This window comes from Pseudomonas cichorii (assembly GCF_015471405.1).
Classification (GTDB): Bacteria; Pseudomonadota; Gammaproteobacteria; order Pseudomonadales; family Pseudomonadaceae; genus Aquipseudomonas; species Aquipseudomonas serbiensis.
In genome coordinates this window covers 35,526-58,075 of sequence record NZ_BLVZ01000015.1, presented here as the reverse complement: position 1 = coordinate 58,075, position 22,550 = coordinate 35,526, and the positions used below count along the sequence as shown (strand labels likewise).

At 58.0% G+C, this 22,550-nt stretch carries 21 protein-coding genes and 1 pseudogene; 10 read left to right on the top strand and 12 right to left on the bottom strand.

The window, feature by feature from the left end:
• Window positions 1–55: 55 nt before the first annotated feature.
• From JL015_RS21950 to acnA, 3 genes are all read right to left on the bottom strand, one after another.
• Entirely contained in the window at window positions 56–1,621 is a 1,566-nt protein-coding gene (locus tag JL015_RS21950) for a methyl-accepting chemotaxis protein (protein ID WP_201006194.1), read from the bottom strand.
• Window positions 1,622–1,730: 109 nt separating this feature from the next.
• Entirely contained in the window at window positions 1,731–2,522 is a 792-nt protein-coding gene (locus JL015_RS21945; RefSeq protein ID WP_201019938.1) for a CPBP family intramembrane glutamic endopeptidase, read from the bottom strand.
• A 94-nt stretch (window positions 2,523–2,616) separates the two neighbouring features.
• The gene (gene acnA / locus JL015_RS21940) at window positions 2,617–5,361 is read right to left on the bottom strand and encodes an aconitate hydratase AcnA (protein ID WP_201019936.1); all 2,745 of its coding nucleotides are present in this window, start codon (window positions 5,359–5,361) and stop codon (window positions 2,617–2,619) included.
• A 159-nt stretch (window positions 5,362–5,520) separates the two neighbouring features.
• On the opposite strand from acnA, the gene rlmM reads away from it, so the two are divergent.
• From rlmM to pdxB, 3 genes are all read left to right on the top strand, one after another.
• Window positions 5,521–6,603: a 23S rRNA (cytidine(2498)-2'-O)-methyltransferase RlmM gene (gene rlmM / locus JL015_RS21935; RefSeq protein WP_201019935.1), complete on the top strand. Its 1,083-nt coding sequence runs from the start codon at window positions 5,521–5,523 to the stop codon at window positions 6,601–6,603.
• A gap of 54 nt (window positions 6,604–6,657) precedes the next feature.
• Entirely contained in the window at window positions 6,658–6,912 is a 255-nt protein-coding gene (gene tusA / locus JL015_RS21930) for a sulfurtransferase TusA (protein WP_201006201.1), read from the top strand.
• A gap of 66 nt (window positions 6,913–6,978) precedes the next feature.
• Window positions 6,979–8,118, top strand: a complete 1,140-nt coding sequence (gene pdxB / locus JL015_RS21925) for a 4-phosphoerythronate dehydrogenase PdxB (RefSeq protein ID WP_201019933.1) — start codon at window positions 6,979–6,981, stop codon at window positions 8,116–8,118.
• Between the two features lie 68 nt (window positions 8,119–8,186).
• Here the strand turns inward: pdxB and JL015_RS21920 are convergent, their stop codons facing one another.
• Complete coding sequence (locus JL015_RS21920; protein WP_201006205.1) at window positions 8,187–8,366, bottom strand: PA1571 family protein; 180 nt, start codon at window positions 8,364–8,366, stop codon at window positions 8,187–8,189.
• Window positions 8,367–8,567: 201 nt separating this feature from the next.
• Here JL015_RS21920 and JL015_RS21915 point away from each other — a divergent pair, with 201 nt between their 5' ends.
• Window positions 8,568–10,349, top strand: a complete 1,782-nt coding sequence (locus JL015_RS21915) for an ABC transporter transmembrane domain-containing protein (protein WP_201019932.1) — start codon at window positions 8,568–8,570, stop codon at window positions 10,347–10,349.
• 43 nt (window positions 10,350–10,392) lie between these two features.
• Here the strand turns inward: JL015_RS21915 and ppnP are convergent, their stop codons facing one another.
• Together ppnP and JL015_RS21905 are read right to left on the bottom strand one after the other, a co-directional pair.
• Window positions 10,393–10,674: a pyrimidine/purine nucleoside phosphorylase gene (gene ppnP / locus JL015_RS21910; protein WP_201006209.1), complete on the bottom strand. Its 282-nt coding sequence runs from the start codon at window positions 10,672–10,674 to the stop codon at window positions 10,393–10,395.
• A gap of 83 nt (window positions 10,675–10,757) precedes the next feature.
• Window positions 10,758–11,300: an exonuclease domain-containing protein gene (locus JL015_RS21905; RefSeq protein WP_201019931.1), complete on the bottom strand. Its 543-nt coding sequence runs from the start codon at window positions 11,298–11,300 to the stop codon at window positions 10,758–10,760.
• Between the two features lie 250 nt (window positions 11,301–11,550).
• On the opposite strand from JL015_RS21905, the gene JL015_RS21900 reads away from it, so the two are divergent.
• Complete coding sequence (locus tag JL015_RS21900) at window positions 11,551–12,399, top strand: substrate-binding periplasmic protein (RefSeq protein WP_201006212.1); 849 nt, start codon at window positions 11,551–11,553, stop codon at window positions 12,397–12,399.
• A 13-nt stretch (window positions 12,400–12,412) separates the two neighbouring features.
• On the opposite strand, the gene JL015_RS21895 is transcribed toward JL015_RS21900, so the two are convergent.
• The 3 genes from JL015_RS21895 to JL015_RS21885 all read right to left on the bottom strand — a co-directional run bounded on the left by JL015_RS21895 (window position 12,413) and on the right by JL015_RS21885 (window position 14,351).
• Window positions 12,413–12,580, bottom strand: a complete 168-nt coding sequence (locus JL015_RS21895; RefSeq protein ID WP_201006214.1) for a DUF2897 family protein — start codon at window positions 12,578–12,580, stop codon at window positions 12,413–12,415.
• A gap of 113 nt (window positions 12,581–12,693) precedes the next feature.
• Window positions 12,694–14,058 (bottom strand): ethanolamine permease, encoded by a 1,365-nt coding sequence (gene eat, locus JL015_RS21890; protein ID WP_201019929.1) that lies wholly within the window; start codon window positions 14,056–14,058, stop codon window positions 12,694–12,696.
• Window positions 14,059–14,075: 17 nt separating this feature from the next.
• Window positions 14,076–14,351 (bottom strand): hypothetical protein, encoded by a 276-nt coding sequence (locus JL015_RS21885; protein WP_201019928.1) that lies wholly within the window; start codon window positions 14,349–14,351, stop codon window positions 14,076–14,078.
• Here JL015_RS21885 and pyrF point away from each other — a divergent pair.
• Window positions 14,350–15,048, top strand: coding sequence for an orotidine-5'-phosphate decarboxylase (pyrF, locus tag JL015_RS21880; protein ID WP_200994097.1), 699 nt, complete (start codon window positions 14,350–14,352; stop codon window positions 15,046–15,048). The genes JL015_RS21885 and pyrF overlap by 2 nt on opposite strands.
• 164 nt (window positions 15,049–15,212) lie before the next feature.
• Here pyrF and JL015_RS21875 read toward each other — a convergent pair whose 3' ends face one another.
• Window positions 15,213–16,217, bottom strand: a complete 1,005-nt coding sequence (locus tag JL015_RS21875) for an NADP-dependent oxidoreductase (RefSeq protein WP_201019927.1) — start codon at window positions 16,215–16,217, stop codon at window positions 15,213–15,215.
• Between the two features lie 198 nt (window positions 16,218–16,415).
• On the opposite strand from JL015_RS21875, the gene JL015_RS21870 reads away from it, so the two are divergent.
• The 3 genes and pseudogenes from JL015_RS21870 to JL015_RS28175 all read left to right on the top strand — a co-directional run bounded on the left by JL015_RS21870 (window position 16,416) and on the right by JL015_RS28175 (window position 19,546).
• On the top strand, window positions 16,416–17,351 hold the full coding sequence (locus JL015_RS21870) for a S66 peptidase family protein (protein WP_201019925.1): 936 nt from the start codon (window positions 16,416–16,418) through the stop codon (window positions 17,349–17,351).
• Window positions 17,352–17,575: 224 nt separating this feature from the next.
• Window positions 17,576–18,688, top strand: a pseudogene (locus JL015_RS28180) (HAMP domain-containing protein); the annotation flags it as partial.
• Entirely contained in the window at window positions 18,665–19,546 is an 882-nt protein-coding gene (locus tag JL015_RS28175; RefSeq protein WP_374063458.1) for a methyl-accepting chemotaxis protein, read from the top strand. The pseudogene JL015_RS28180 and the gene JL015_RS28175, both read left to right, overlap by 24 nt.
• Window positions 19,547–19,548: 2 nt before the next feature.
• Here JL015_RS28175 and JL015_RS21860 read toward each other — a convergent pair whose 3' ends face one another.
• A complete protein-coding gene (locus JL015_RS21860; RefSeq protein WP_201019921.1) occupies window positions 19,549–20,742 on the bottom strand; it encodes a benzoate/H(+) symporter BenE family transporter in 1,194 nt (397 codons plus the stop codon).
• A gap of 50 nt (window positions 20,743–20,792) precedes the next feature.
• Window positions 20,793–21,266 carry a MarR family winged helix-turn-helix transcriptional regulator gene (locus tag JL015_RS21855; protein WP_201006227.1) on the bottom strand — a complete coding sequence of 158 codons (474 nt, stop codon included), beginning with the start codon at window positions 21,264–21,266 and terminating at the stop codon, window positions 20,793–20,795.
• An 82-nt stretch (window positions 21,267–21,348) separates the two neighbouring features.
• Here JL015_RS21855 and JL015_RS21850 point away from each other — a divergent pair, with 82 nt between their 5' ends.
• A complete protein-coding gene (locus JL015_RS21850) occupies window positions 21,349–22,515 on the top strand; it encodes an aminotransferase-like domain-containing protein (RefSeq protein ID WP_201019919.1) in 1,167 nt (388 codons plus the stop codon).
• The last annotated feature ends 35 nt before the right edge of the window (window positions 22,516–22,550 follow it).

The window sequence follows — 22,550 nt, the reverse complement described above, 5'->3', positions numbered from 1 at the left end:
TAAAAAAGCCCCGGTAAATCAGTATTTACCGGGGCTTGTCTTTTTCCGTGCAGGCTTATCGATTGAAGCGTTCAACCAGCGAATATTGCGAATTGGCGGTGTCGGTCAGCTCGGCGCTGAGCACTGCCGAGCGATGAGCCTCGTCGGACGTCTGGTCGGCCAGCTCGGCAATGGTGGAGATATTGCGGCTGATCTCTTCGGCCACCGAGCTTTGTTGTTCGGTGGCTGTGGCGATCTGAGTGGCCATGTCCGTGATGTTGGCGACCGCTTCGCTGATGCCCACCAGCGCCTCGTCGGCTTCCAGTACCCGCGCAACACCTTCCTCGGCCTGACGATGGCCTGAGTTCATGGTCTGCACGGCATTATTGGCAGTCTGTTGCAGTTTGGCGATCAGGCCATGGATCTGTCCGGTGGACTCAGTCGTGCGTTGTGCCAACTGACGCACCTCATCGGCTACCACGGCAAAGCCGCGGCCCATTTCCCCGGCGCGTGCCGCTTCGATGGCTGCGTTGAGTGCCAGCAGGTTGGTCTGGTCGGCAATGCCTTTGATCACATCGACCACGCCACCGATTTCATCGCTGTCCTTGGCCAGTTGCGTGACGGTCAGGCCGGTTTCGCCCACGGAAGTGGACAAGCGTTGAATCGCGTCACGGGTTTCCCCGGCAATATCACGGCCACGGAGCGTCAGTTGATTGGCCTGCTGGCTGGCATCGGCTGCCCGCTGCACATGGCTGGCGACTTGCTGGGTGGTGGTTGCCATCTGGTTGATCGCGGTTGCCACTTGTTCTGTCTCGACCCGTTGACGCTCCAGCCCGGAAGAGCTTGCATTGGCCAGCGAGTTGGATTTGCGTGCCTGGGTATTCAAGTGTTCGGCGGTGTCCTGCAAGCGGGTCAGGCAGGTTTTCAGCCGTGCTTCCTGGCTGAGGATCGACATTTCCAGACGGGCCTGCGGGCCCCGGCTGTCGGTATACATCTGCGCGATCAGCGGGTCCGAAGTGGTTTGTTCTGCCAGACGCAGCAGGCGCTTGATACCGCGCTGCTGCCAGGTCAGGCCGAGCAGGCCCAGCGGCACGGACAATACGGCGGCCAGAATGAAGCCCCAGTGAGAGTTGAGCCAGGCTCCGATCATGAAGCTCAACTGGCTGACAAGGATGAACGGCAGCCAGTCCTGCAGCACCGGCAGCCATTTATCGCGGCCAGGAATGGCCGACTTGCCTTTATTGATTCGTGCATACAGCGCTTCGGCACGCTTGATCTGTTCGGCGGTCGGTTTGACACGCACGGACTCGAAGCCAACCACCTGCTTGTTCTCGAACATTGGCGTCACATAGGCGTTGACCCAATAGTGATCGCCATTCTTGCAGCGGTTCTTGACGATACCCATCCACGGCTGGCCACGTTTCAGAGTGGTCCACATGTGCTCGAAAACGGCCGGAGGGACGTCAGGATGACGAACCAGATTATGCGGAGCCTTTATCAGCTCTTCATGACTGAAACCGGAGACTTCCTGGAAAATCTCGTTGCAGTAGGTGATCACGCCTTTGGTATCGGTGGTAGAAATCAACCGCTGTTCAGCAGGAAATGTCCGCTCACGTTGAGTGATTGGCTGGTTGTTACGCATGGCTTTCGGTCCTTCGATCCAATAGGCTTCGGAGAGTTATCGGCAAACTTACCTGTAAATTGAGCCTGTTAAGCGAAATGATTAGCGATTCATTGTCATCCATCAATGCTTATCGATTGAGCATCGGGTAGGTGAACAGGCCGAAATGCACCAGATTCAACCCCAGGTGAGTGATCACCGAGGCCAGCAGGCCACCGAACCGATAAGCGATGCCATAACCTGCCCCAGCCAGGCTCGCGAGCAATATCCATTGCCATCCCGAGCCCGCATGGGCAAGCCCGAACAGTATGGCAGCGATACTGATGGCAAGTGTGCTACCAAACCATAGTTTGTTAAAAAATTGTTGCAATGCACCTTGCAGATAAGCGCGGAAAAACAGCTCTTCGGTCAATGTCACCAGCAGCAGATTATTCAATAGCCAGAGTGTGCCGTGTTCCGGCCATTTTGCAGACCAGCCGGTTACCCCGAGGGCTACTGCCGTTGTCATGCACAGTACGCTGGTGGCGATCAGCGTGCCGGCTGCGACTTTCAGTGAGCGGGCAACGCCTGTTGACGCCAGTATCCAGGGGCAGAACAGCAGTATCCAGAAGCCGATCAGGGGTTTGTCCAGATTCAGGGACATGGAGAAGGGCGCGGCTTCAGGGCTGAAGCGAACCGCGTCGAACACTTTTGCGTTGTTGAAACCGGGCAACAGATGGCTGGCCAGCGCAATGCCCGTGACAATGAAGGTGGCATGCCCAAGCCCGCGGACAATCCTGTTCCCCGACTGCCTTGCGCAAAGCCCTGCAATAAGCAGAACGCCGACAGCCAGGGCCGCGGGCCACTCCAGTTGCCCGTAAAACAGGGCAATGGAGTAGCCGAGGCCAAGCAGGCCGAAAAATACCCACAGCCTTGGTGCCATTGAGAATCTCCTGAAGCAAAAGCGGAGATTCTAGGGGTTTCCAGCGGGCGTGTGCGGTATCAATAGATATTGGCCAGGCATCATTTTCACGACGTCAGGACGCAATCAACTGCCTCAACACGTAATGCAGAATACCTCCTGCCTTGAAGTATTCCACTTCGTTGAGGGTGTCGATCCGGCATAGTACGTCCAGATTTTCCTGGCTGCCGTCTTCCCGGGTGATCTTGAGCGTCAGGCTCATGCCCGGCTGCACCTCTGCATGTGTCAGCCCGCTGATTTCCAGTGTCTCCTTGCCCGTCAGCTTTAGGGATTTGCGGTTCTGGTCATTTTTGAATTGCAGGGGCAGCACGCCCATCCCGACCAGATTGGAGCGATGAATCCGCTCAAAGCTTTCGGCGATGACGGCTTTTACGCCCAGAAGGTTCGTGCCTTTGGCTGCCCAGTCGCGGCTTGAGCCGGTGCCGTATTCCTGGCCCGCGATAATCACCAGTGGTGTGCCTTCTGCCTGATAGCGCATGGCGGCGTCGTAGATGGCCAGCTTTTCGCCGCTGGGTACGTGAAGGGTATTGCCGCCTTCCTCGCCGCCCAGCATTTCATTGCGAATGCGGATATTGGCGAAGGTGCCGCGCATCATCACTTCATGGTTGCCACGACGTGATCCGTAGGAGTTGAAGTCCTTGGGTTCTACGCCCTGATCGCGCAGGTAGCGTCCGGCCGGGCTTTCAGTCTTGATATTGCCCGCCGGGGAAATATGGTCAGTGGTGACCGAGTCCCCCAGCAGTGCCAGGATCCGCGCGCCTTGAATATCTTCGATCACCGGCAAAGGGCCGGCAATTTCTGCAAAGAACGGCGGGTGCTGAATATAGGTGGAGTCCGGCTGCCAGACATAGGTGGCCGCCTGAGGGACTTCGATGGCCTGCCATTGTTCGTCACCGGCAAAGACCTCGGCGTACTCCTTGTGAAACATGCTGGTGTTGACGCTTTCTACCGCCTCGGCGATTTCTTTCTGGCTGGGCCAGATATCGCGCAGGTAAACCGGTTTGCCGTCCGAACCTTCACCCAATGGTTCGCTACTGATATCGATGCGCACACTACCTGCCAAGGCATAGGCCACAACCAGCGGTGGTGACGCCAGCCAGTTGGTCTTGACCAATGGGTGTACGCGGCCCTCGAAATTGCGGTTACCGGACAATACCGAGGCCACGGTCAGGTCCGAGTTCTGGATGGCGTTCTCTATGGGCTCCAGCAGTGGCCCGGAATTACCGATGCAGGTGGTACAGCCATAACCCACCAGATCGAAGCCCAATGCATCAAGGTATTGCGTCAGGCCAGCGGCCTTGTAGTAATCGGTGACGACCTTGGAGCCGGGAGCCAGCGAGCTTTTTACCCAAGGCTTGCGCTTGAGGCCTTTTTCCACTGCTTTTTTCGCCACCAGCCCGGCTGCCATCATCACGCTGGGGTTGGAGGTGTTGGTGCAGGACGTAATGGCCGCGATAACGACTGCGCCGTCTTTCAGGCGATAAGTCTGGCCGTTGTGCTCATATTCAGCCTCGCCGCTGAGCTGTTCGGCATTGCCCACGGCCACGCCACCGCCGCCTTCGCTTTCCAGGCGACCTTCTTCTGTGCGGGCAGGTTTGACCTGCAGGCCGAGAAAGTCATCGAATGCCTGGGCGACGGCAGGCAGATCGACTCTGTCCTGCGGACGTTTCGGCCCCGCCAGGCTGGCCTGTACAGTGCTCATGTCCAGTTCCAGGCTGTCGGTGAACACAGGCTCCTTGCCAGGCAGTCGCCACAGGCCCTGCGCCTTGCAATAAGCTTCCACCAGCTTCACCGTTTCATCCGGGCGGCCGGAAAGGCGCAGGTAATCCAGCGTTACATCATCCACCGGGAAGAAACCGCAGGTTGCACCATATTCGGGTGCCATGTTGGCAATGGTTGCGCGGTCAGCCAGCGGCAGGTCGGCCAGCCCGTCGCCATGGAATTCGACGAATTTCCCGACCACGCCTTTCTTGCGCAGCATCTGGGTGACGGTCAGCACCAGATCCGTCGCAGTGATGCCTTCCTTGAGCTTTCCGGTCAGTTTGAAACCGATCACTTCCGGGATCAGCATCGACACCGGCTGGCCGAGCATGGCCGCTTCGGCTTCGATCCCGCCCACGCCCCAACCCAGCACACCCAGGCCGTTGATCATGGTGGTGTGGGAGTCGGTGCCGACCAGGGTGTCGGGGAATGCATAAGTGCGGCCATCCTCTTCCTTGGTCCAGACCGTGCGGCCCAGGTATTCCAGGTTCACCTGATGGCAGATTCCGGTGCCCGGCGGTACGACGCTGAAGTTATCGAAGGCGCTCTGGCCCCAGCGCAGGAAGGCATAACGTTCTCCGTTGCGCTGCATTTCAATATCGACGTTGTCGCTGAAGGCGTCGGGATCGCCAAACCGGTCCACCATGACCGAGTGATCGATGACCAGATCAACCGGCGATAGCGGGTTGATACGCTGTGGGTCGCCACCGGCCTTGGCCACGGCGGCGCGCATTGCGGCCAGATCCACCACAGCGGGCACGCCGGTAAAGTCCTGCATCAGAACCCTGGCCGGGCGGTACTGAATTTCACGGTCCGAACGGCGTTCGGTCAGCCAGGCCGCAAGGGCCTTCAAGTCGGCTCCGGTGACGGTCTTGTTGTCTTCCCAGCGCAACAGGTTTTCCAGCAGCACTTTGAGCGACATGGGCAGCTTGTCCAGGTCACCCAATGATTTGGCAGCTTCCGGCAGGCTGAAGTAGTGATAGGTCTTGTTATCGATTTCGAGTGTTTTCAGGCTTTTCAGGCTATCCAGGGAGGGCATGAATGACTCCTTAAAGAGTTATGCAAGCGGTACTGGCTCCATGCAACAGGTCGGGAGCGCAGTCCGAGGCTCGACATTCTGTGGACTGTCGGGCTGCGCCAGTGGTTCCTGATTGGGCTATCATGCGCGGCTTTCAAGTCTGCGGGGCCGTGAGTCACCATGAATACGCTGTTTATGCATTGTCGACCCGGTTTTGAGAGCGAGGTCTGTTCGGAGATATCCGACCATGCTGCACGCCTGAACGTGGCAGGTTATGCCAAGGCCAAGCCCGATACGGCGTGTGCCGAATTCATTTGCACTGAAGAGGATGGTGCCCGGCGTCTGATGAGCGGTCAGCGTTTTGATCGCTTGATCTTCCCTCGGCAGTGGGCTCGGGGAGTCTTTCTCGATTTACCTGAAACCGACCGCATCAGCGTGATCCTGGCTCATATGGCGAGTTTTCCTGTCTGCGGCAGCGTGTGGCTGGAAGTGGTCGACACCAACGATGGCAAGGAACTGTCGAATTTCTGCAAGAAATTCGAGGCTCCGCTGCGCAAGGCGCTGACCCAGGCGGGCAAGCTGGTGGACGATTCGCGCAAGCCGCGTCTGTTGCTGACCTTCAAGAGTGGCCGAGAGGTGTTTCTCGGTCTGGCCGAGGCAGATAACTCGGCGATGTGGCCCATGGGGATTCCGCGTCTGAAGTTTCCTCGTGAAGCGCCAAGCCGTTCGACCCTGAAGCTCGAAGAGGCCTGGCATCACTTTATCCCGCGTCAGGAGTGGGATGAGCGCCTGTCCAGCGACATGACCGGCGTAGACCTGGGGGCGGCGCCGGGTGGCTGGACCTATCAACTGGTGCGTCGTGGCATGCTGGTAACGGCCATCGATAACGGACCGATGGCCGAAAGCCTGATGGATACCGGTCTGGTGCAGCATTTGATGGCCGATGGTTTTACCTACAAGCCTCGCCAGACAGTGGACTGGATGGTCTGCGACATCGTCGAAAAACCGGCACGTAACGCCGCCTTGCTGGAAACCTGGCTGGGAGAGGGTCTGTGCCGTGAGGCCGTGGTCAATCTCAAACTGCCCATGAAGCAGCGTTACGCTGAAGTGCGTCGGCTGCTTGATCGTATCGAGGAAGGGTTCCAGGCGCGTGGTGTCAGGGTTTCGATTGGCTGCAAGCAGCTTTATCACGACCGCGAGGAAGTGACCTGCCACCTGCGCAGGCTGGACGTTGCCAAGCCAGCCCGCCCGCGCAAGGGCTGATTGGCCTGATTGAATCAATTGAGCGACAATTGCCGCCAGTTTTTGGAGTGCCTCATGTCTGAACCCATCGAAAACCAGCCTGTTGATGCAACCCTGGATGCCAGCGGCCTCAATTGTCCTGAACCTGTGATGATGTTGCATCAGAAGGTTCGTGACCTGCATGCCGGTGGCCTGCTCAAGGTGATCGCCACGGACCCTTCGACCCGTCGTGACATTCCCAAGTTTTGTGTGTTTCTAGGGCATGAACTGGTCGAACAACAGACCGATGGCGGTACTTTTCTCTACTGGATTCGCAAGAAACAGGATTGAGGCAGGTTTTACCTGCCGCAATCGTGTTTCACTACGGGTTATCCCTCAGTTACCAGAGACTCTTTCATGCGCATTGTCGCTGACGAAAATATCCCGCTGCTTGATGCCTTTTTCGCTCATTTTGGCGAGATACGCCGTCTGCCGGGGCGCTCTATCGATCGGGCCGCGGTTGCCGATGCCGATATCCTGCTGGTGCGCTCGGTGACAAACGTTGACCGCACGATGCTTGAAGGCAGCCCGGTGCGTTTCGTCGGGACCTGCACCATTGGGACGGACCATCTGGATCTGGAGTATTTCCAGCAGGCGGGCATTCAATGGTCCAGCGCTCCTGGCTGCAATGCCCGAGGCGTTGTGGATTATGTATTGGGCAGTTTGCTGACCCTGGCCGAAATCGAAGGTGCAGACCTCAAGCAGCGCACTTATGGTGTCGTGGGTGCAGGTCAGGTGGGTGGCCGCCTGATCAAGGTGTTGAAGGCTCTGGGCTGGAACGTACTGGTCTGTGATCCGCCTCGGGCTGGCGAGGGCGGCGAGTTCGTCAGCCTGGACGAGATCGTTGAGCGCTGCGATGTCATCAGCCTGCACACGCCTTTGACCAGGGTGGGGGAGCAGCCAACCTGGCATCTGTTCGATAAGTCGCGGTTACTTCAGCTCAGGCAGGGTGCCTGGCTTATCAATGCCAGTCGTGGTGCAGTGATCGATAACGTTGCGCTGCATGACGTCCTACTTGAACGTGAAGACCTGCAAGCGGTACTCGATGTATGGGAAGGCGAACCTCAGGTCAACGTGCCGCTGGCGGATCTGTGCGTGATCGGCACGCCGCATATTGCAGGCTACAGCCTCGATGGCAGGCAGCGTGGAACCGCGCAGATCTATCAGGCGCTCTGTGCCTTTCTCGATCAGCCGGCAACCATTCTTCTGGACGATCTGCTGCCTCGGCCCTGGCTGGCGCAAGTCAGCCTGGACGGGCAAACCGATCCTGTCTGGGCACTGAACATGCTGTGCAGGGGTGTCTATGATCCGCGTCGCGACGATGCCGATTTCCGTCGCAGCCTGGTGAACGATACCGCCAGCCAGCGTCTGGCTTTCGATGCCTTGCGCAAGCACTACCCGCCACGTCGGGAAATCGAGGGTTTGAAAGTCCGGCTGGAAGGCGATTCGCAGGCCTTGAAGCAGATGGTCTTGGCGCTGGGTGCATCGCTTGTCTGAACAGGCACACGGGATTCAAGGCAGAAAAAACCCGACACTGGGTCGGGTTCTGAAAAATGGGGTGATGCTTAATTATTCTGCTTTGCAGGCGTGACCCAGAATTTTTCGCATTCCTGGCAGGCAGCCTGAACCATTTCTTCGGTAATGAGGACTTCGTGTCCATCCTTGTCGAGCACAGCGCCACCTACAGAGAGGTCGGGGGTGGATCGAACGACCTGGACTTGATTGCTGCTTTCTTGCACGTTCATAGTCTTTCTCCTTGATCAGGTGTTACATCTAAACTACCCGCGTTTGATGACCGTGCAGTGACACTTCCAGTCGCAAGCGGAGTCCCAGTGCAACAGAAATGATATAAAACCGCCAGTATTTGCTTAGATCGATCCTTTCTAGAAGAGAAGCAAGGCGTCATAACGCTTGGCTTTCCTGCCCCCCATACAGGTTTAATGATTATGTCGTCGGTGTTTTCCATCGCTCAGCGGCCTTCTATCCGTCTGGCCCTGAGTTTTCTCGTCCCTTACCGCTGGCAGGCTTTGGGGGCATTGCTGGCCTTGATCATTACGGCAGGTCTCATGCTCTTCATGGGGCAGGGCATCAAGATGATCGTGGATCAGGGATTCGTGACGGGCTCGGCTGAACAACTTGAGCGATCCATCGGTTTTTTCCTGCTGGTGACTGTGGGGTTGTCGATCGGCACCTTTACCCGCTTTTATCTGGTGTCCTGGATCGGCGAGCGGGTTGTGGCGGATTTGCGCAATCGCGTATTCGAGCACCTGATCAATCTGCATCCGGCTTTCTATGAAAATAACCGCAGCTCGGAAATCCAGTCCCGCCTGACGGCAGATACCACCTTGCTGCAGTCGGTGGTGGGGTCGTCTCTGTCGGTATTCCTGCGCAGTGCGCTGATGGTGATTGGCGGCATCATTCTTTTGTTCATCACCAACCCGAAGCTGACCAGTATCGTGGTGCTCACCTTGCCACTGGTGATCGTGCCAATCCTGGTATTCGGTCGCCGGGTGCGTCGTCTGTCCCGCGAGACGCAGGACCGTGTGGCTGACGTAGGCAGTTATGTCGCCGAAGCGCTGAGGCAGATCAAGACCGTTCAGGCGTATAACCATCAGGAGCACGACAAGGCGCATTTTTCCCGGACGGTCGAGAATGCCTTCGGTACGGCACGCAAGTATATCTTGCAAAGGTCCTGGCTGATTACCATCGTGATCTCGCTGGTATTGGGGGCTGTTGGCGTGATCCTGTGGGTTGGCGGGATGGACGTGATCAAGGGCACCATCAGCAGCGGTGAATTATCGGCCTTTGTGTTTTACGCCCTTCTGGTAGGCACTTCCTTTGGTTCGCTGAGTGAGGTGATTGGCGAGTTGCAGCGCGGCGTGGGTGCTGCCGAGCGCATCAGCGAACTGCTTCAGGTCTGTAGCGAAATCACACCTCCAGCCAGCGGCCTGCTTTGTCTGCCGGGCAGAATCAGTGGTCGTCTGGCGTTCGAGGGCGTCAGTTTTGCCTACCCGTCACGGCTCGATCACAATGCGGTCGACGATCTGACCCTGAGCATCGTGGCCGGTGAAACCATCGCGCTGGTCGGTCCATCGGGGGCGGGCAAGTCCACGCTGTTCGATTTGTTGCTGCGTTTCTACGATCCTCAGCAGGGCCGCATCCTGATTGAAGGGACCCCCATTCTTCAGCTTGATCCTCAAGACCTGCGTCGCAACTTTGCCCTCGTTTCACAGACGCCAGCCTTGTTCTTCGGCAGTGTCGAAGACAACATTCGCTATGGCAACTCAGAGGCCAGTATCGAGCAGGTGGAAGCCGCAGCGCGCATTGCTCATGCCCATGAGTTCATCATGCAAATGGCTGATGGCTACAAGACCCATCTGGGGGATGGCGGCCTTGGGTTGTCCGGTGGTCAGCGGCAGCGTCTGGCGATTGCCAGGGCATTGCTGGTCGATGCACCGATTCTGTTGCTGGATGAAGCGACCAGTGCGCTGGATGCTCAAAGCGAGCACCTTATCCAGCAGGCGCTGCCAAGCCTGATGAAGGGGCGTACGACGCTGGTTATCGCCCATCGACTGGCCACGGTACAGAATGCCGACCGTATTGCAGTCATCGATCAGGGGCGTCTGGTGGCGGTGGGGACGCATCAGCAACTGATAGCCGGCAATGCGCTGTATGCGCGTCTTGCGGCACTTCAGTTCAATGTGCAGATGGAAGGCGAGATGGGTTGAGGCTTTGGCTGGCTGCGTGTCTGGCACGCAGCCTTGGCTTTACTCAGCGGTATTCGCACAGGTAAGCAGTATCGACACTTACCTTCAACTGAAACTTGCTGTTGGCCGGTACATTGAACTGGCTGCCGGTGCTGAAGGTTTCCCAGTCAGTGCTGTCCGGTAGCTTGACGATCAGTTCGCCGGAGATGACATGCATGATTTCGCGTTGTGCAGTGCCGAACTCATATTCGCCCGCTGCCATCACACCAATGGTGGCCTGGCCTTCCGTCTGACTGAAAGCGATGGATTTGACAGTGCCGTCGAAGTATTCATTGACCTTGAACATGCGAGATTCCTTGGTGAAAGGGCTGAAAAGGGTCGAATAGTATGCCCAAGGTATCAACCATCGTCACTTGGCAATCCTGATATTCAATTGGGAAGAATCAGCGGCAGCAGTCTGGCGGTGTTGCGTGCATCGACCAGAGCGCGGTGTTGCTGGCCGCTGAACTGCATGCCGGCCAGTTGCAGCGCGCTGTTGAGCCCCGGCGCGCGTTGTAGTTGGCGGGCCTCGGCGAAGCGCTGCTTCAGGTTCACATAGGGCATCTCGCTCAGGGCGCTTTGCAGATGATGCTGGCGCCACTGCTCCTCCAGTTGCCTGCGGTCGTAATCGCCCCAGCTGGCCCAGCCGACAACACGGGCCTGATGATGGCTGAGCCAGCGCTCGAATTGTGGCCATACGCTGGTCAGCGGTGCGGCGCTGTCGATATTGCTTTGGCTGATGTGGGTCAGTTCTCGGCAGAAGTGCGTCAGCAAGGGGCGGCGTGCGGGGCGTACGAAGCGCTCGAAATGATCCAGTTCGCGTCCGTCCTGATTCACCAGCGTTGCACCGATCTCGATGATTTCCATTTCTGCGACCGGCCATCCGCCTTCCTCGGTGGTAGCCTCCAGGTCGATCACCAGCCAATGCGGCATTATGAAGCTCCATCCAACAGTTTGAGTGAGATCAGAGTAGCCATATTCATTCGGCTATGCTCGATAAGGTTTTGCCACGGGGTTGCCGATACTTCAATCGACCGTTGAATACTCCTTGAGTGCCTTGTCTTTTGTCGCCATTCACCTGTCGGCTTTCATGGCGCATCCGATTATGCCGATTCATTGATTTGGTAGTTGTTTAAACTGCTGAAAGCGCATAGCGTGTGGCGTTTTTGACCGATACCTTTTCATGAAGACGCACGCAGTAATAACCGATGTGTTGTTGCGCAGGGGAGCGATGCTGATTGTATCGCTGTTATTGAGCTGGCAGGTTCAAGCCGCTCAAGTCGTGCAGGTTGCGGCCGTGCATTTTCCGCCCTATATGATTCGCCCTGAAAGAGGCAATGATACCGGGCTTCTGCCCAAGCTTATCGAGGCCTTGAATGCCAGTCAGCACGACTACGAGTTCGTGGTGGTGCCGACTTCCGTGCAGCGTCGCTTTCGTGACTTTGCACAAGGTCGCTTCGACATTGCCATTTTTGAAAACCCGGACTGGGGTTGGAAAAGTGTTGCCTATGACAAAGTGGATATGGGGCTGGAAGATGCCGAAGTCTTTGTTGCCCGACGGGCGGAAGGGCGTCAGCAGAGTTATTTCGACGACCTGTCCGATAAACGCCTGGCTCTGTTCAGTGGTTATCACTATGGGTTTGCCAACTTCAATGCCGACCCGAAGTTTCTGAGCGAGAACTTCAACGTCACGCTGACCTATTCACATGACAGCAATTTATTGATGGTCATACGCGAACGTGTGGATATTGCGCCGGTAACGCGCTCTTACCTGGTGGATTTCATGGCGCACAACCCGACCGAAGCCGAGCAGTTTCTGGTGTCCGAGCGGGTGGATCAGCTCTATCGTCAATATGCACTGTTGCGTCCGGGTGGCAGCATCAGCGCAACGAAGTTTGATCAGTTGTTGCAGCAGTTGCGTGACAGTGGGGCGTTCGCGAAGATCTTCGAGCCTCTGCACATAAAGGTATTGGCCGTGCCTCCTTACTCGGCTGCGCAAGACAAGGCAGCGAGCAAGAAGGCTGGAAGGTGAGAGAAGGCCAGGATCACTGATCCTTGGCTTCCTTGGCATCCATCTGCGCATTACGTTCATGAATACGCTTGAGCTGCTCTTCGGTCAGAGGCAGCTTTTGTGCTGTGTCGCGCAGTAACATCAGGCCGCCGACGATGGAGCCAATTGCAACGATCAGAATCAACCAGGCATACCAGGGCATAGCACTCTCCTTGTAGTCATACCGGTTTGAGCAAGGTGTTGCCCAATGGTTCAAGTGTATGCGCTCTGGAAGGGCCGCGTGAAACCGTGATGGTTTCACGCGGCCTTTTGCTGTTATGAGCCGGTCAGCATCGCGTCGGCAGGGGCGTTGGCGCGCGATTGGGAGGTAAGGCTGAAGTAGATGAAGCCTACAGCCATGAAGCAGAGGAAGATGAACCCGATCAGCATGTTGAACCAGGCCATTGCCACCAGGCATACCACGGCCAGCGCCAGGGCGATTCCTGGCACGACAGGGTAGCCCGGTGCGCGGAAGCTGCGTTCCAGCAGGGGTTCGGTCTTGCGCAGTTTGAACAGGCTGAGCATGCTCATGATGTACATCACGATTGCACCGAATACGGCCATGGTGATCATGGCTGCGGTCAGGGTCATACCGCTCAGGTTGATCAGGCCGTCGCTGTAGATGGCTGCAATGCCGATCAGGCCGCCCGCGATGATTGCCCGGTGAGGCGTCTGGAAGCGTGAGAGCCTGGCCAGCGAAGCGGGCAGGTAACCGGCACGCGCCAGGGCGAAGAACTGACGCGAGTAACCCAGGATGATCCCGTGGAAACTGGCAACCAGCCCGAACAGGCCGATCCAGACCAGCATGTGCAGCCAGCCGGAGTTATCACCCACCACGGCCTTCATGGCCTGTGGCAGCGGGTCGTTGATGTTGGACAGGGTGCGCCAGTCGCCGACACCGCCCGCAAACAGCATTACGCCGATGGCCAGCACTACGAGGGTCAGGATGCCGCTGACATAGGCTTTCGGAATGGTGCGTTTCGGGTCCTTGGCTTCTTCGGCAGCCATGGCTGCACCTTCGATAGCCAGGAAGAACCAGATTGCGAACGGAATCGCGGCGAACATACCGGCAATCGCGCCCGGCCCGAAGGTATCTGAACCTGCCCAGCCATGCAGTGCGAAGTTACTGAAACTGAAGGCCGGAGCCACCACGCCCATGAACACCAGCAACTCGGCCACGGCCAGGACGCAGACAACCAGCTCAAAGGTCGCCGCCAGTTTCACGCCCAGAATATTGAGGGTCATGAAGACGATATAGGCGCCGACCGCTGCATGCTTGGGGTCCAGGGTCGGAAACTGCACATTCAGGTAGGCACCGATTGCCAAGGCAATGGCCGGTGGCGCAAAGACAAATTCGATCAGTGTCGCCATGCCAGCGATCAATCCACCTTTCTCTCCGAATGCGCGGCGACTGTAGGCGAATGGCCCGCCCGCGTGGGGAATGGCAGTGGTCAGTTCGGTGAAGCTGAAGATGAAGCAGGTGTACATCGCTGCGACCATCAAGGCCGTGACCAGAAATCCGAGTGTTCCCGCCACACCCCAGCCGTAGCTCCAGCCGAAGTATTCGCCGGAGATCACCAGCCCGACTGCGATCCCCCATAAGTGAATTGTGCCTAGCGTTGGCTTGAGTTGTTGACTCATGTGTTTCTCCCTGAGGGTCAGAAAAGCATTGAAATATTTTTTTGCTTGCTCTTTTTATTTGCTTTGTTTGCAGGCTCCGTGCCAGTGCATGAATCGTCGTCGTATTGCTTCAAATGAGGTCGTTTGCAGAACGGCTCTGGTCGCTGCCTCGTGTTCTGGCGCAGGTTTGGTGCGCAAGGCTGCAAGGGTGAGCGCTGTAAGTGCGTATTGGCTTTTTTAAAGTCCAGGTCCCGTCCGCCAGCAGGTTCGGCTACAATGCGCGCCGATTTCGACTTACCTGAGAACACGCTCATGTCCGCCTGCCAGACTCCTGTCATCGTCGCCCTGGATTTTCCGACCCGTGACGCCGCCTTACGGTTGGCTGACCAGCTTGATCCGAAACTGTGCCGGGTCAAGGTCGGCAAGGAACTGTTCACCAGTTGCGCTTCGGATATCGTTGAAACCCTGCGTAACAAGGGCTTCGAGGTTTTTCTGGATCTTAAATTTCACGACATTCCCAACACCACGGCCATGGCTGTCAAGGCGGCAGCGGAAATGGGTGTCTGGATGGTGAACGTGCATTGCTCTGGCGGCTTGCGCATGATGTCGGCGTGCCGTGAAGTGCTGGAAAAGCGCAGTGGCCCTCAACCGCTGTTGATCGGTGTTACCGTGCTGACCAGCATGGAGCGTGAAGACCTGGCAGGTATCGGTCTGGATATCGACCCTCAAGTGCAGGTGCTGCGTCTGGCTGCCCTGGCGGAAAAAGCCGGCATGGACGGTCTGGTATGTTCGGCTCTGGAAGCCCAGGCGCTGAAGGCTGCTCATCCGTCCCTGCAACTGGTCACCCCCGGCATTCGCCCTGCTGGCAGCGCCCAGGACGACCAGCGTCGTATCCTGACACCGCGTCAGGCGCTGGACGCTGGTTCCGACTATCTGGTCATCGGCCGTCCGATCAGCCAGGCCGCCGATCCGGCACAGGCCCTGGCGGCTGTGGTTGCCGAACTGGCCTGATCCTCCGGTAGGATCATGCTGGTACAGTTAAGGTCATAAATCACTTTGTGGGAGGCAGCTTGCTGGCGACTTCAGCGTACAGACGCAGAATATCTGCCGGTTTTGAGGCTTTTTCGCCAGCAAGCTGTCTCCCACAAGTTTTGTTCCTTGACTGATCGTTCCTATCAGACCTTCAGCACCAACTTGCCGAAGTTCTCGCCACTGAAGAGCTTGAGCAGGGTTTCAGGGAAGGTTTCCAGCCCGTCGACCACATCCTCACGGCTCTTGAGCTTGCCTTCGGCAATCCAGCCTGCCATTTCCTGACCGGCTTCGGCGAAGCGCGAGGCGTAGTCCAGCACCACAAAGCCTTCCATGCGCGCACGGTTGACCAGCAGCGACAGGTAGTTGCTCGGCCCTTTGATCGGTGAGGTGTTGTTGTACTGGCTGATGGCGCCACAGATCACGACGCGGGCTCGCGGTGCCAGGCGGCTGAGCACGGCATCCAGGATATCGCCACCGACGTTATCGAAATACACGTCCACGCCTTTGGGGCACTCGCGTTTCAGTCCTGCCAGAACGTCTTCGCTCTTGTAGTCGATAACGCCATCAAAACCCAGTTCGTCGATCAGCGAGCGGCACTTTTCCTGCCCGCCCGCGATGCCGATGACCCGGCAGCCCTTGAGCTTGGCGATTTGCCCGGCCACGCTGCCCACCGCACCGGCAGCACCGGAGATCACTACGGTGTCGCCGCTTTTCGGGGCGCCCACATCCAGCAGTGCGAAGTAGGCGGTCATGCCGGTCATGCCCAGCGCGGAAAGGTAGCGGGGCAGCGGCGCGAGTCTTGGATCAATCTTGTAAAAGCCTTTGGGTTCGCCGACGAAGTAATCCTGAACCCCTACCGAACCTTGTACGTAGTCGCCTGCCGCGAACTGCGGGTTCTTCGATTCGATCACTTCGCCAACGCCCAGGGCGCGCATGACATGGCCCAGTTCAACCGGCGGGATATAGGATTTGCCCTCGTTCATCCAGCCACGCATGGCCGGGTCGAGGGAAAGGAATTGGTTGCGCACCAGAATCTGTCCGTCTGCCACTTCTGCGACCGGTACCTCCTGATACGTGAAGTTCTCTCTGCCGGGATGGCCAACAGGTCGCTTGGCGAGCAGAAACTGGCGATTGGAAAGAGTGGTCATGACAGGTCCTCGATCTGAAGAAGAAAGGCTGATTGAAGCTGTTGATGCTCTTTGAGGCAAGCAACGGTCATGTAGCGAATGCGGCTCCATCCAGCAGGATGATGCCTGTTGGCAGTCGTCACCGAAGGTGTTTCGACTTGAGTCACCCGCAGTGGTGCTCTACATTGCCTGTTCATTGAAAGTCTGGATTGTCGCGCAATGTCCCCTACGAATTTGCCAACCCTTTATCCCCGCGCGCTGCGTGCAGGTGACGCTGTTGCGCTGGTGTCGCCTGCCGGGCCGGTGGTTGCCTCCAAGGTCGAAGCCGCAGTGGAGGTGCTGAAGGGCTGGGGATTGAAGCCGCGGGTCTATCCCCATGCATTGGGCAAGCATTCCTTTTATGCCGGCACTGACGAGGACCGCCTCGCGGATCTGAACAGCGCACTGGCCGACCCGGAAATCCGGGCGGTGATCTGCAACCGTGGCGGTTACGGCACGCAGCGAATTCTTGGGCAACTGGATTTTGAATCCGTTCGGCGCGATCCGAAGCTGGTCACCGGCTTTTCCGATATCACGGCCCTGCACGGTGCCCTATGGACGCATGCAGGTCTTGCGACCATCCACGGCCCGGTGGCGGCTCAACTGGAGCGTGGCGGCTTGTTCGTCAGCGGCATGCGCCATGTGCTGATGAGCGCCGAGCCGGTGCTGCTCAAGGCCGATCCCGAGGCTGCGACCGGTAGTGTGCGAACTCAAGGCAGCGCCAAGGGTTTGCTGCTCGGAGGCAATCTGAGCATGCTCAGCACCTGCATCGGCACGCCTTACATGCCGGATCTGACAGGTGCCATCCTGCTGATCGAGGATGTCGGGGAAGCGGCTTATCGGGTCGACCGTCTACTGACTCATCTGGGCAATTGCGGGATCCTGCAGCGTCTGGCCGGTATTGCCGCGGGCGATTTCAGTGTGCCTGCCCATACCGCCGGTTCGATCACCCCGGCCCACGTGTTGCAGGAACGACTGGGCAATCTGGGGATTCCGGTTCTCGGAGGCTTGCCGGTGGGTCATGGCGACGTCAATCAGGCCGTGCCGCTGGGTACTCAGGCCATTCTCGATGCGGATGCGGGAACACTTTTAGTGTCCGCCGCTGCCCATTCTTGAGGCACGAACCTCTCTTATAGCATCGCGTTTCTCTGTGCAGGCGGAGCGTTCGGCCGCCTGCTGCCAGGGCAACCATCCTGAAAGCGACGTCTGCATAGCTCTTTGCCATTATTCCTGACCCGCAGGCTTGCACTCGACCCTGCCCGTTGCGAATGTGCACGGATATTGAATGGCCTCGTGAGTGGATCATTCAAGGCGAATGAGTCGAACGGGGGTTGAACGCTATGATCTTGGCCATTCAAGGACGCTTCGCCAACCTCGGTATGGCGAAGAAGCTGGGCTTTGGTTTTACTCTGGTGCTGCTGTTGACGGCTCTGGTGGCAGCCATTGGTGTCTGGTCGCTGAAAAGCATCAGCCAGCATGTCGATGGCCTGAAGCAGATGTCTTCCCTTAATAGTGGACTGCTGCGTGTACGCTTGCTCGAGCAGGAATACGCCCTGCACAGCGATCCCAAGGTCGTGGAGCAGATTCACACCCGAATCGATGACCTGAGCACTCTGGCGCAATCGCTGCAAGAGCAGTCGCCTGCCAACGAGGCGATGCTGTTTCAGGTTCGGCAGGCATTGGGCGCCTACCGCACCTCTTTCGATGAATTCGTCGATATCAGTCAAAGCAAGGATCTGGCACTGGAAATGGCCAGTTGGTCGGTGTCCAGCGTAGCCAACAATCTTGAAGTGTTGCAGGCCGGGCTGGCCGATGATGGAACCTGGACCCTGAAGGATTCTCAGGGGCAGCAAGGTGCAGAGTTCGTCGAGCAGGCCGGCAAGGTCAGTCAGGTATCGAAGCTGATGCAGCAGGCCATGGACGAAGCCCGTGTACGTCTGGACAAGAGCCGCAGGACCGGGTCGGGCGAAGCTGCGAAAACCGGGACCATCGAGCAGGCCGATCAAGCCAGGGGGCTGGCCGAAGAACTCAAGTCCCAGATCAAGGATGAGGGTTATCTGACGGTGTTGGGTGAAGTCAGCACGCACATCGTCAGCTTCACCGAAAAGCTCAAGGAGTACACCGACCTGCTGGCCAGGGAAGCTCAGGTTTCCGGCCAGTTGGCGACCAATGCCCGGCAAGTGGTGGAACTGGTCAAGCAGGTTTCTGCCACCGAAGATCAGTCCATGCAGACTCAGCTCACCGCCAATACCTTGCAGATTATCGGGTCGTCGGTGGTGGCCTTGTTGGTGGGGTTTATTGTTTCCTGGTTGATTACCCGCTTGATCGTCGGCCCGCTGCGCAGTGTTATCGGCCTGGCACAGCGCATTGCCGCAGGAGACTTGAGTGGCAGTGTGCAGGTTCGGCGGCGCGATGAAATCGGTCAGTTGATGCTCGCCATGCAGCAGATGGGCGAGGGCTTGAGCCGTATTGTCAGTGGCTTGCAGTCGGGCATCGAGCAGCTGTCGAACTCGGCGCACTCCTTGTCGGCCGTTACTGAACAGACCAACCTGGAAGTCAGTTCCCAGAAGGAAGAAACCGAACAGGTCGCCACAGCGATGAATCAGATGACCGCCACTGTCCATGATGTGGCGCGTAATGCCGAAGAGGCTGCATTGGCTGCTCAGACGGCTGATGAAAAGGTGGACGGTGGGCAGGCGGTGGTGCGTCAGAGCATGCAGCGTATCGAGCAACTGGCCAGTTCATCGCAGTCTGCCAGCCAGGGTATCCAGAACCTGAGTGCCGAGATTCAGAACATCGGCCAGGTCTTGAATGTGATCAAAAGCGTTGCCGAACAAACCAACCTGCTGGCACTCAATGCTGCTATCGAGGCCGCTCGGGCGGGTGAGCAAGGGCGTGGTTTTGCGGTGGTGGCGGATGAAGTTCGCGCCCTTGCCAAGCGTACTCAGCAGTCAACCCAGGAGATCGAGAATCTGGTGTTCAGGTTGCAAAGTGGTGCGCAGGCATCGGTTGAGCAGATTCAGAGCAGTGGCGAGCTGGTGAAGCTGGCGGTCAGCGATGCGCTGCAAACCGAAAGCGCGTTGGGTGGTATTGCGGTGGCTGTCTCCATGATTCAGCAGATGAACCAGCAGATCGCCGCAGCCGCCGAGCAGCAAAGCTCGGTGGCCGAGGAGATCAACCGCAGTGTGACAAGCATCCGTGCCAGTGCCGATCAGTCGGCTCTGGCCATGCAGGGCAACGCAGCTTCCAGTCTCGAACTGGCCTCATTGGGAGTGGAACTGAAAGGGATGGTCGGGCATTTCAGGCTTTAACCTCATCCACTCTTGCGCATATTGAGGATCACCAGCGTCAGTACCCCGGCCACGATTCCCCAGAGTGCCGAGCCAATGGAAAACAGGGTCAGGCCTGATGCGGTGACCATAAAGGTGATGAGTGCCGCTTCCCGCTCCTTGGGCTCGTTCATCGCGACGGTCAGGCCGTTGATGAGTGAGCCAAACAGCGCCAGAGCCGCAATCGACAGCACCAGTTCCTTGGGGAAGGCTGCGAACAAGGCGGCCAGGGTCGCGCCGAAAATACCGGCGATGCCGTAGAAAACCCCGCACCAGACGGCGGCCGTATAACGCTTTTTCTTGTCTTCATGGGCATTGGGGCTGGTGCAGATGGCGGCGCTGATCGCTGCCAGATTGAGCCCATGGCAGCCAAAGGGTGCGGTCAGCAGCGAGGTGATGCCCGTGGCTGTAATCAGAGGCGAAGAGGGCGTGTGATAGCCATCGGCACGCAACACGGCGATGCCTGGCATGTTCTGCGAAGTCATTGCCACCACGAATAACGGAATGCTGATGCTGATGGTCGCCGCCAGCGAGAACGAAGGCGTCGTCCAGACCGGCGCGGCCACTTCCAGAGAGAGGTCAGTGAAATTCAGCAGCCCCAGCACGCCGGCTATTGCGATCCCCACCAGCAGCGCCGCCAGTACCGAATAGCGCGGCGAGACTCGTTTGACCAGCAAGTAGGTGAAAAACATGGCCAGTACCAGGCTGGTGCGATGCTGTACGGCGATGAAGATATCGCTGCCGATCTTGAACAGGATCCCGGCCAGCAAGGCCGCCGCCAGGGAGGCGGGCAAGCGCTTGACCAGCCGCTCGAAACTGCCGGTCATGCCGCAGATGATCACCAGGAGCGAGCAGGTGATGAACGCGCCGATAGCCTCCGGGTAAGCCACGCCGCCCAGTGTGGTAATCAGCAAGGCGGCGCCGGGTGTTGACCAGGCCACGCTGATCGGCGTGCGGTAGCGCAGCGACAACCCGATACTGCAAATCGCCATGCCTATGAACATCGACAAGAGCCAGGATGACATCTGGCCACTGGTGAGGCCAGCAGACTGCCCTGCCTGAAGCATCAGCACCAGCGAACTGGTGCAGCCGGTCATCATTGCAATGAAACCAGCGACCACGGCTGAAGGTGATGAGTCTGCCAATGGGCGCAGTGGCGCCTTGAGGGTCTCGTTCATGCAGGGCTTTCCTTAAACGGGCAGGTTTGAAAGGTGTCGGTATTTCTTATTCAGTTATCGGTATCTGTGCCGCCGGGCCGGGCGCCCGACTGGAGCGTCTGCCCCAGCGCCTGGTTGACGGCTAGCCATCCATCCACCGCAGCCTGACCTGCGTCGGAGAATACCCGCTGCAAGAGCTTCACCTGTTCCTGGCGCAACGCCTGCTCGAATCTGATTCCTTCTTCGCTCAGTACCAGCAGTCGCTTGCGCTTGTCGGTATCAGGCGTCGTGCTGTGTACCAGCTCCATGGCAATCAACTGGCGCAGTGGCACATTGAGCGCCTGTTTGCTGACCCCCAGCACGGTGAGCAGCTCCTTCACGCTCAGGTCGGGGTAGCGAGCAATAAAAAACACAATGCGCTGATGAACACGGCTGAGCCCGCGCCGGGCCAGCATTTCATCGGCTTTGGCGGTAAATGCCTGGTAGCCGAAAAAGAAGGCTTCCATGGCAATTTGCTGATTGGCAGGATTTTTAAGGTCAAGCATGTTGACGTATCCGGGCTTTGCGTCGTAATTTGAGTCAACAAGTTTGACGTATTTCCCTTTCACTCGGCTACAGGTAGTTGCCATGGCTTTCTCCGAACGTGTTACCCGCCTGAAAAGTTCATTGATTCGCGAAATCCTGGCCGCTGCACAACGGCCTGAAGTGATGTCCTTTGCCGGCGGCTTGCCTGCCGAGTCCATGCTGCCGAAAGTGGAGTGGGCCGACATGCCGTTGACTCTGGGGCAATACGGCATGAGCGAAGGCGAGCCCGAGCTGCGTGAAGCGCTGGCCGCCGAGGCGCGGGCGCTGGGTGTTCCTTGTCAGGCCAGCCAGGTCCTGGTCGTCAGCGGTTCGCAGCAGACGCTTGATCTGGCCGCCAAGCTGTACATCGACAAAGGCACTGAAATCCTGCTGGAAGCCCCGACTTACCTGGCAGCGCTGCAAATCTTCCAGTTGTTCGGCGCTGATTGCCTGACTGTGCCCTTGCAGGCCGAGGGGCCGGATCTGATTGTCTTGCGGCAGCGTCTGGAGCAGCACAAGCCTGCGTTCGCCTACCTGATTCCGACCTTTCAGAACCCATCAGCGGTGCGTTATAGCGAAGCGAGTCGTGATGCGGTCGCGGCTCTGCTCGACGAGTTTGGCGTGACGTTGATCGAAGATGAGCCTTATCGCGAACTGACCTTCGATGGCGGCAATGCAAGACCGATTGTCGCTCGTCTCAAAAAGGCCAGCTGGATCTATACCGGAACCGTCTCCAAAACCTTGCTGCCGGGGTTGCGTGTCGGTTACCTGATCGCCAGTGCGGATCTGTTCCCGCATCTGCTGCGCCTGAAGCAATCTGCCGATCTGCATACCAACCGGATCGGTCAGTGGCAGGCCTTGCAGTGGATCGGCACCGAACACTACCGTGAACATCTGAGTGAGTTGCGTGGGTTCTATCGACAGCGACGCGATGCATTCGAGGCGGCCTTGCAGGAACACTTTGGCGATCTGGCCGACTGGAACAGCCCGCAAGGTGGGTTATTCTTCTGGCTGACGCTCAAGCAGAAGCTCGATACCCGCACTTTGCTGGATGCTGCGCTGTCTCAGGATGTGACTTTTATGCCGGGTGAACCGTTCTTTGCGAACCCGGACGCCAACCACGGTCATCTGCGGTTGAACTTCAGCCATATTGATCCGGCGCGTCTGGATGAGGGCTTGAAACGATTGGCCGCGGTAATTCGCTTGGCCAGTGCAAGGCAGGCGGCTTGATTCGATCCAATACAAGGGATTCCAGCGGGAGCAGG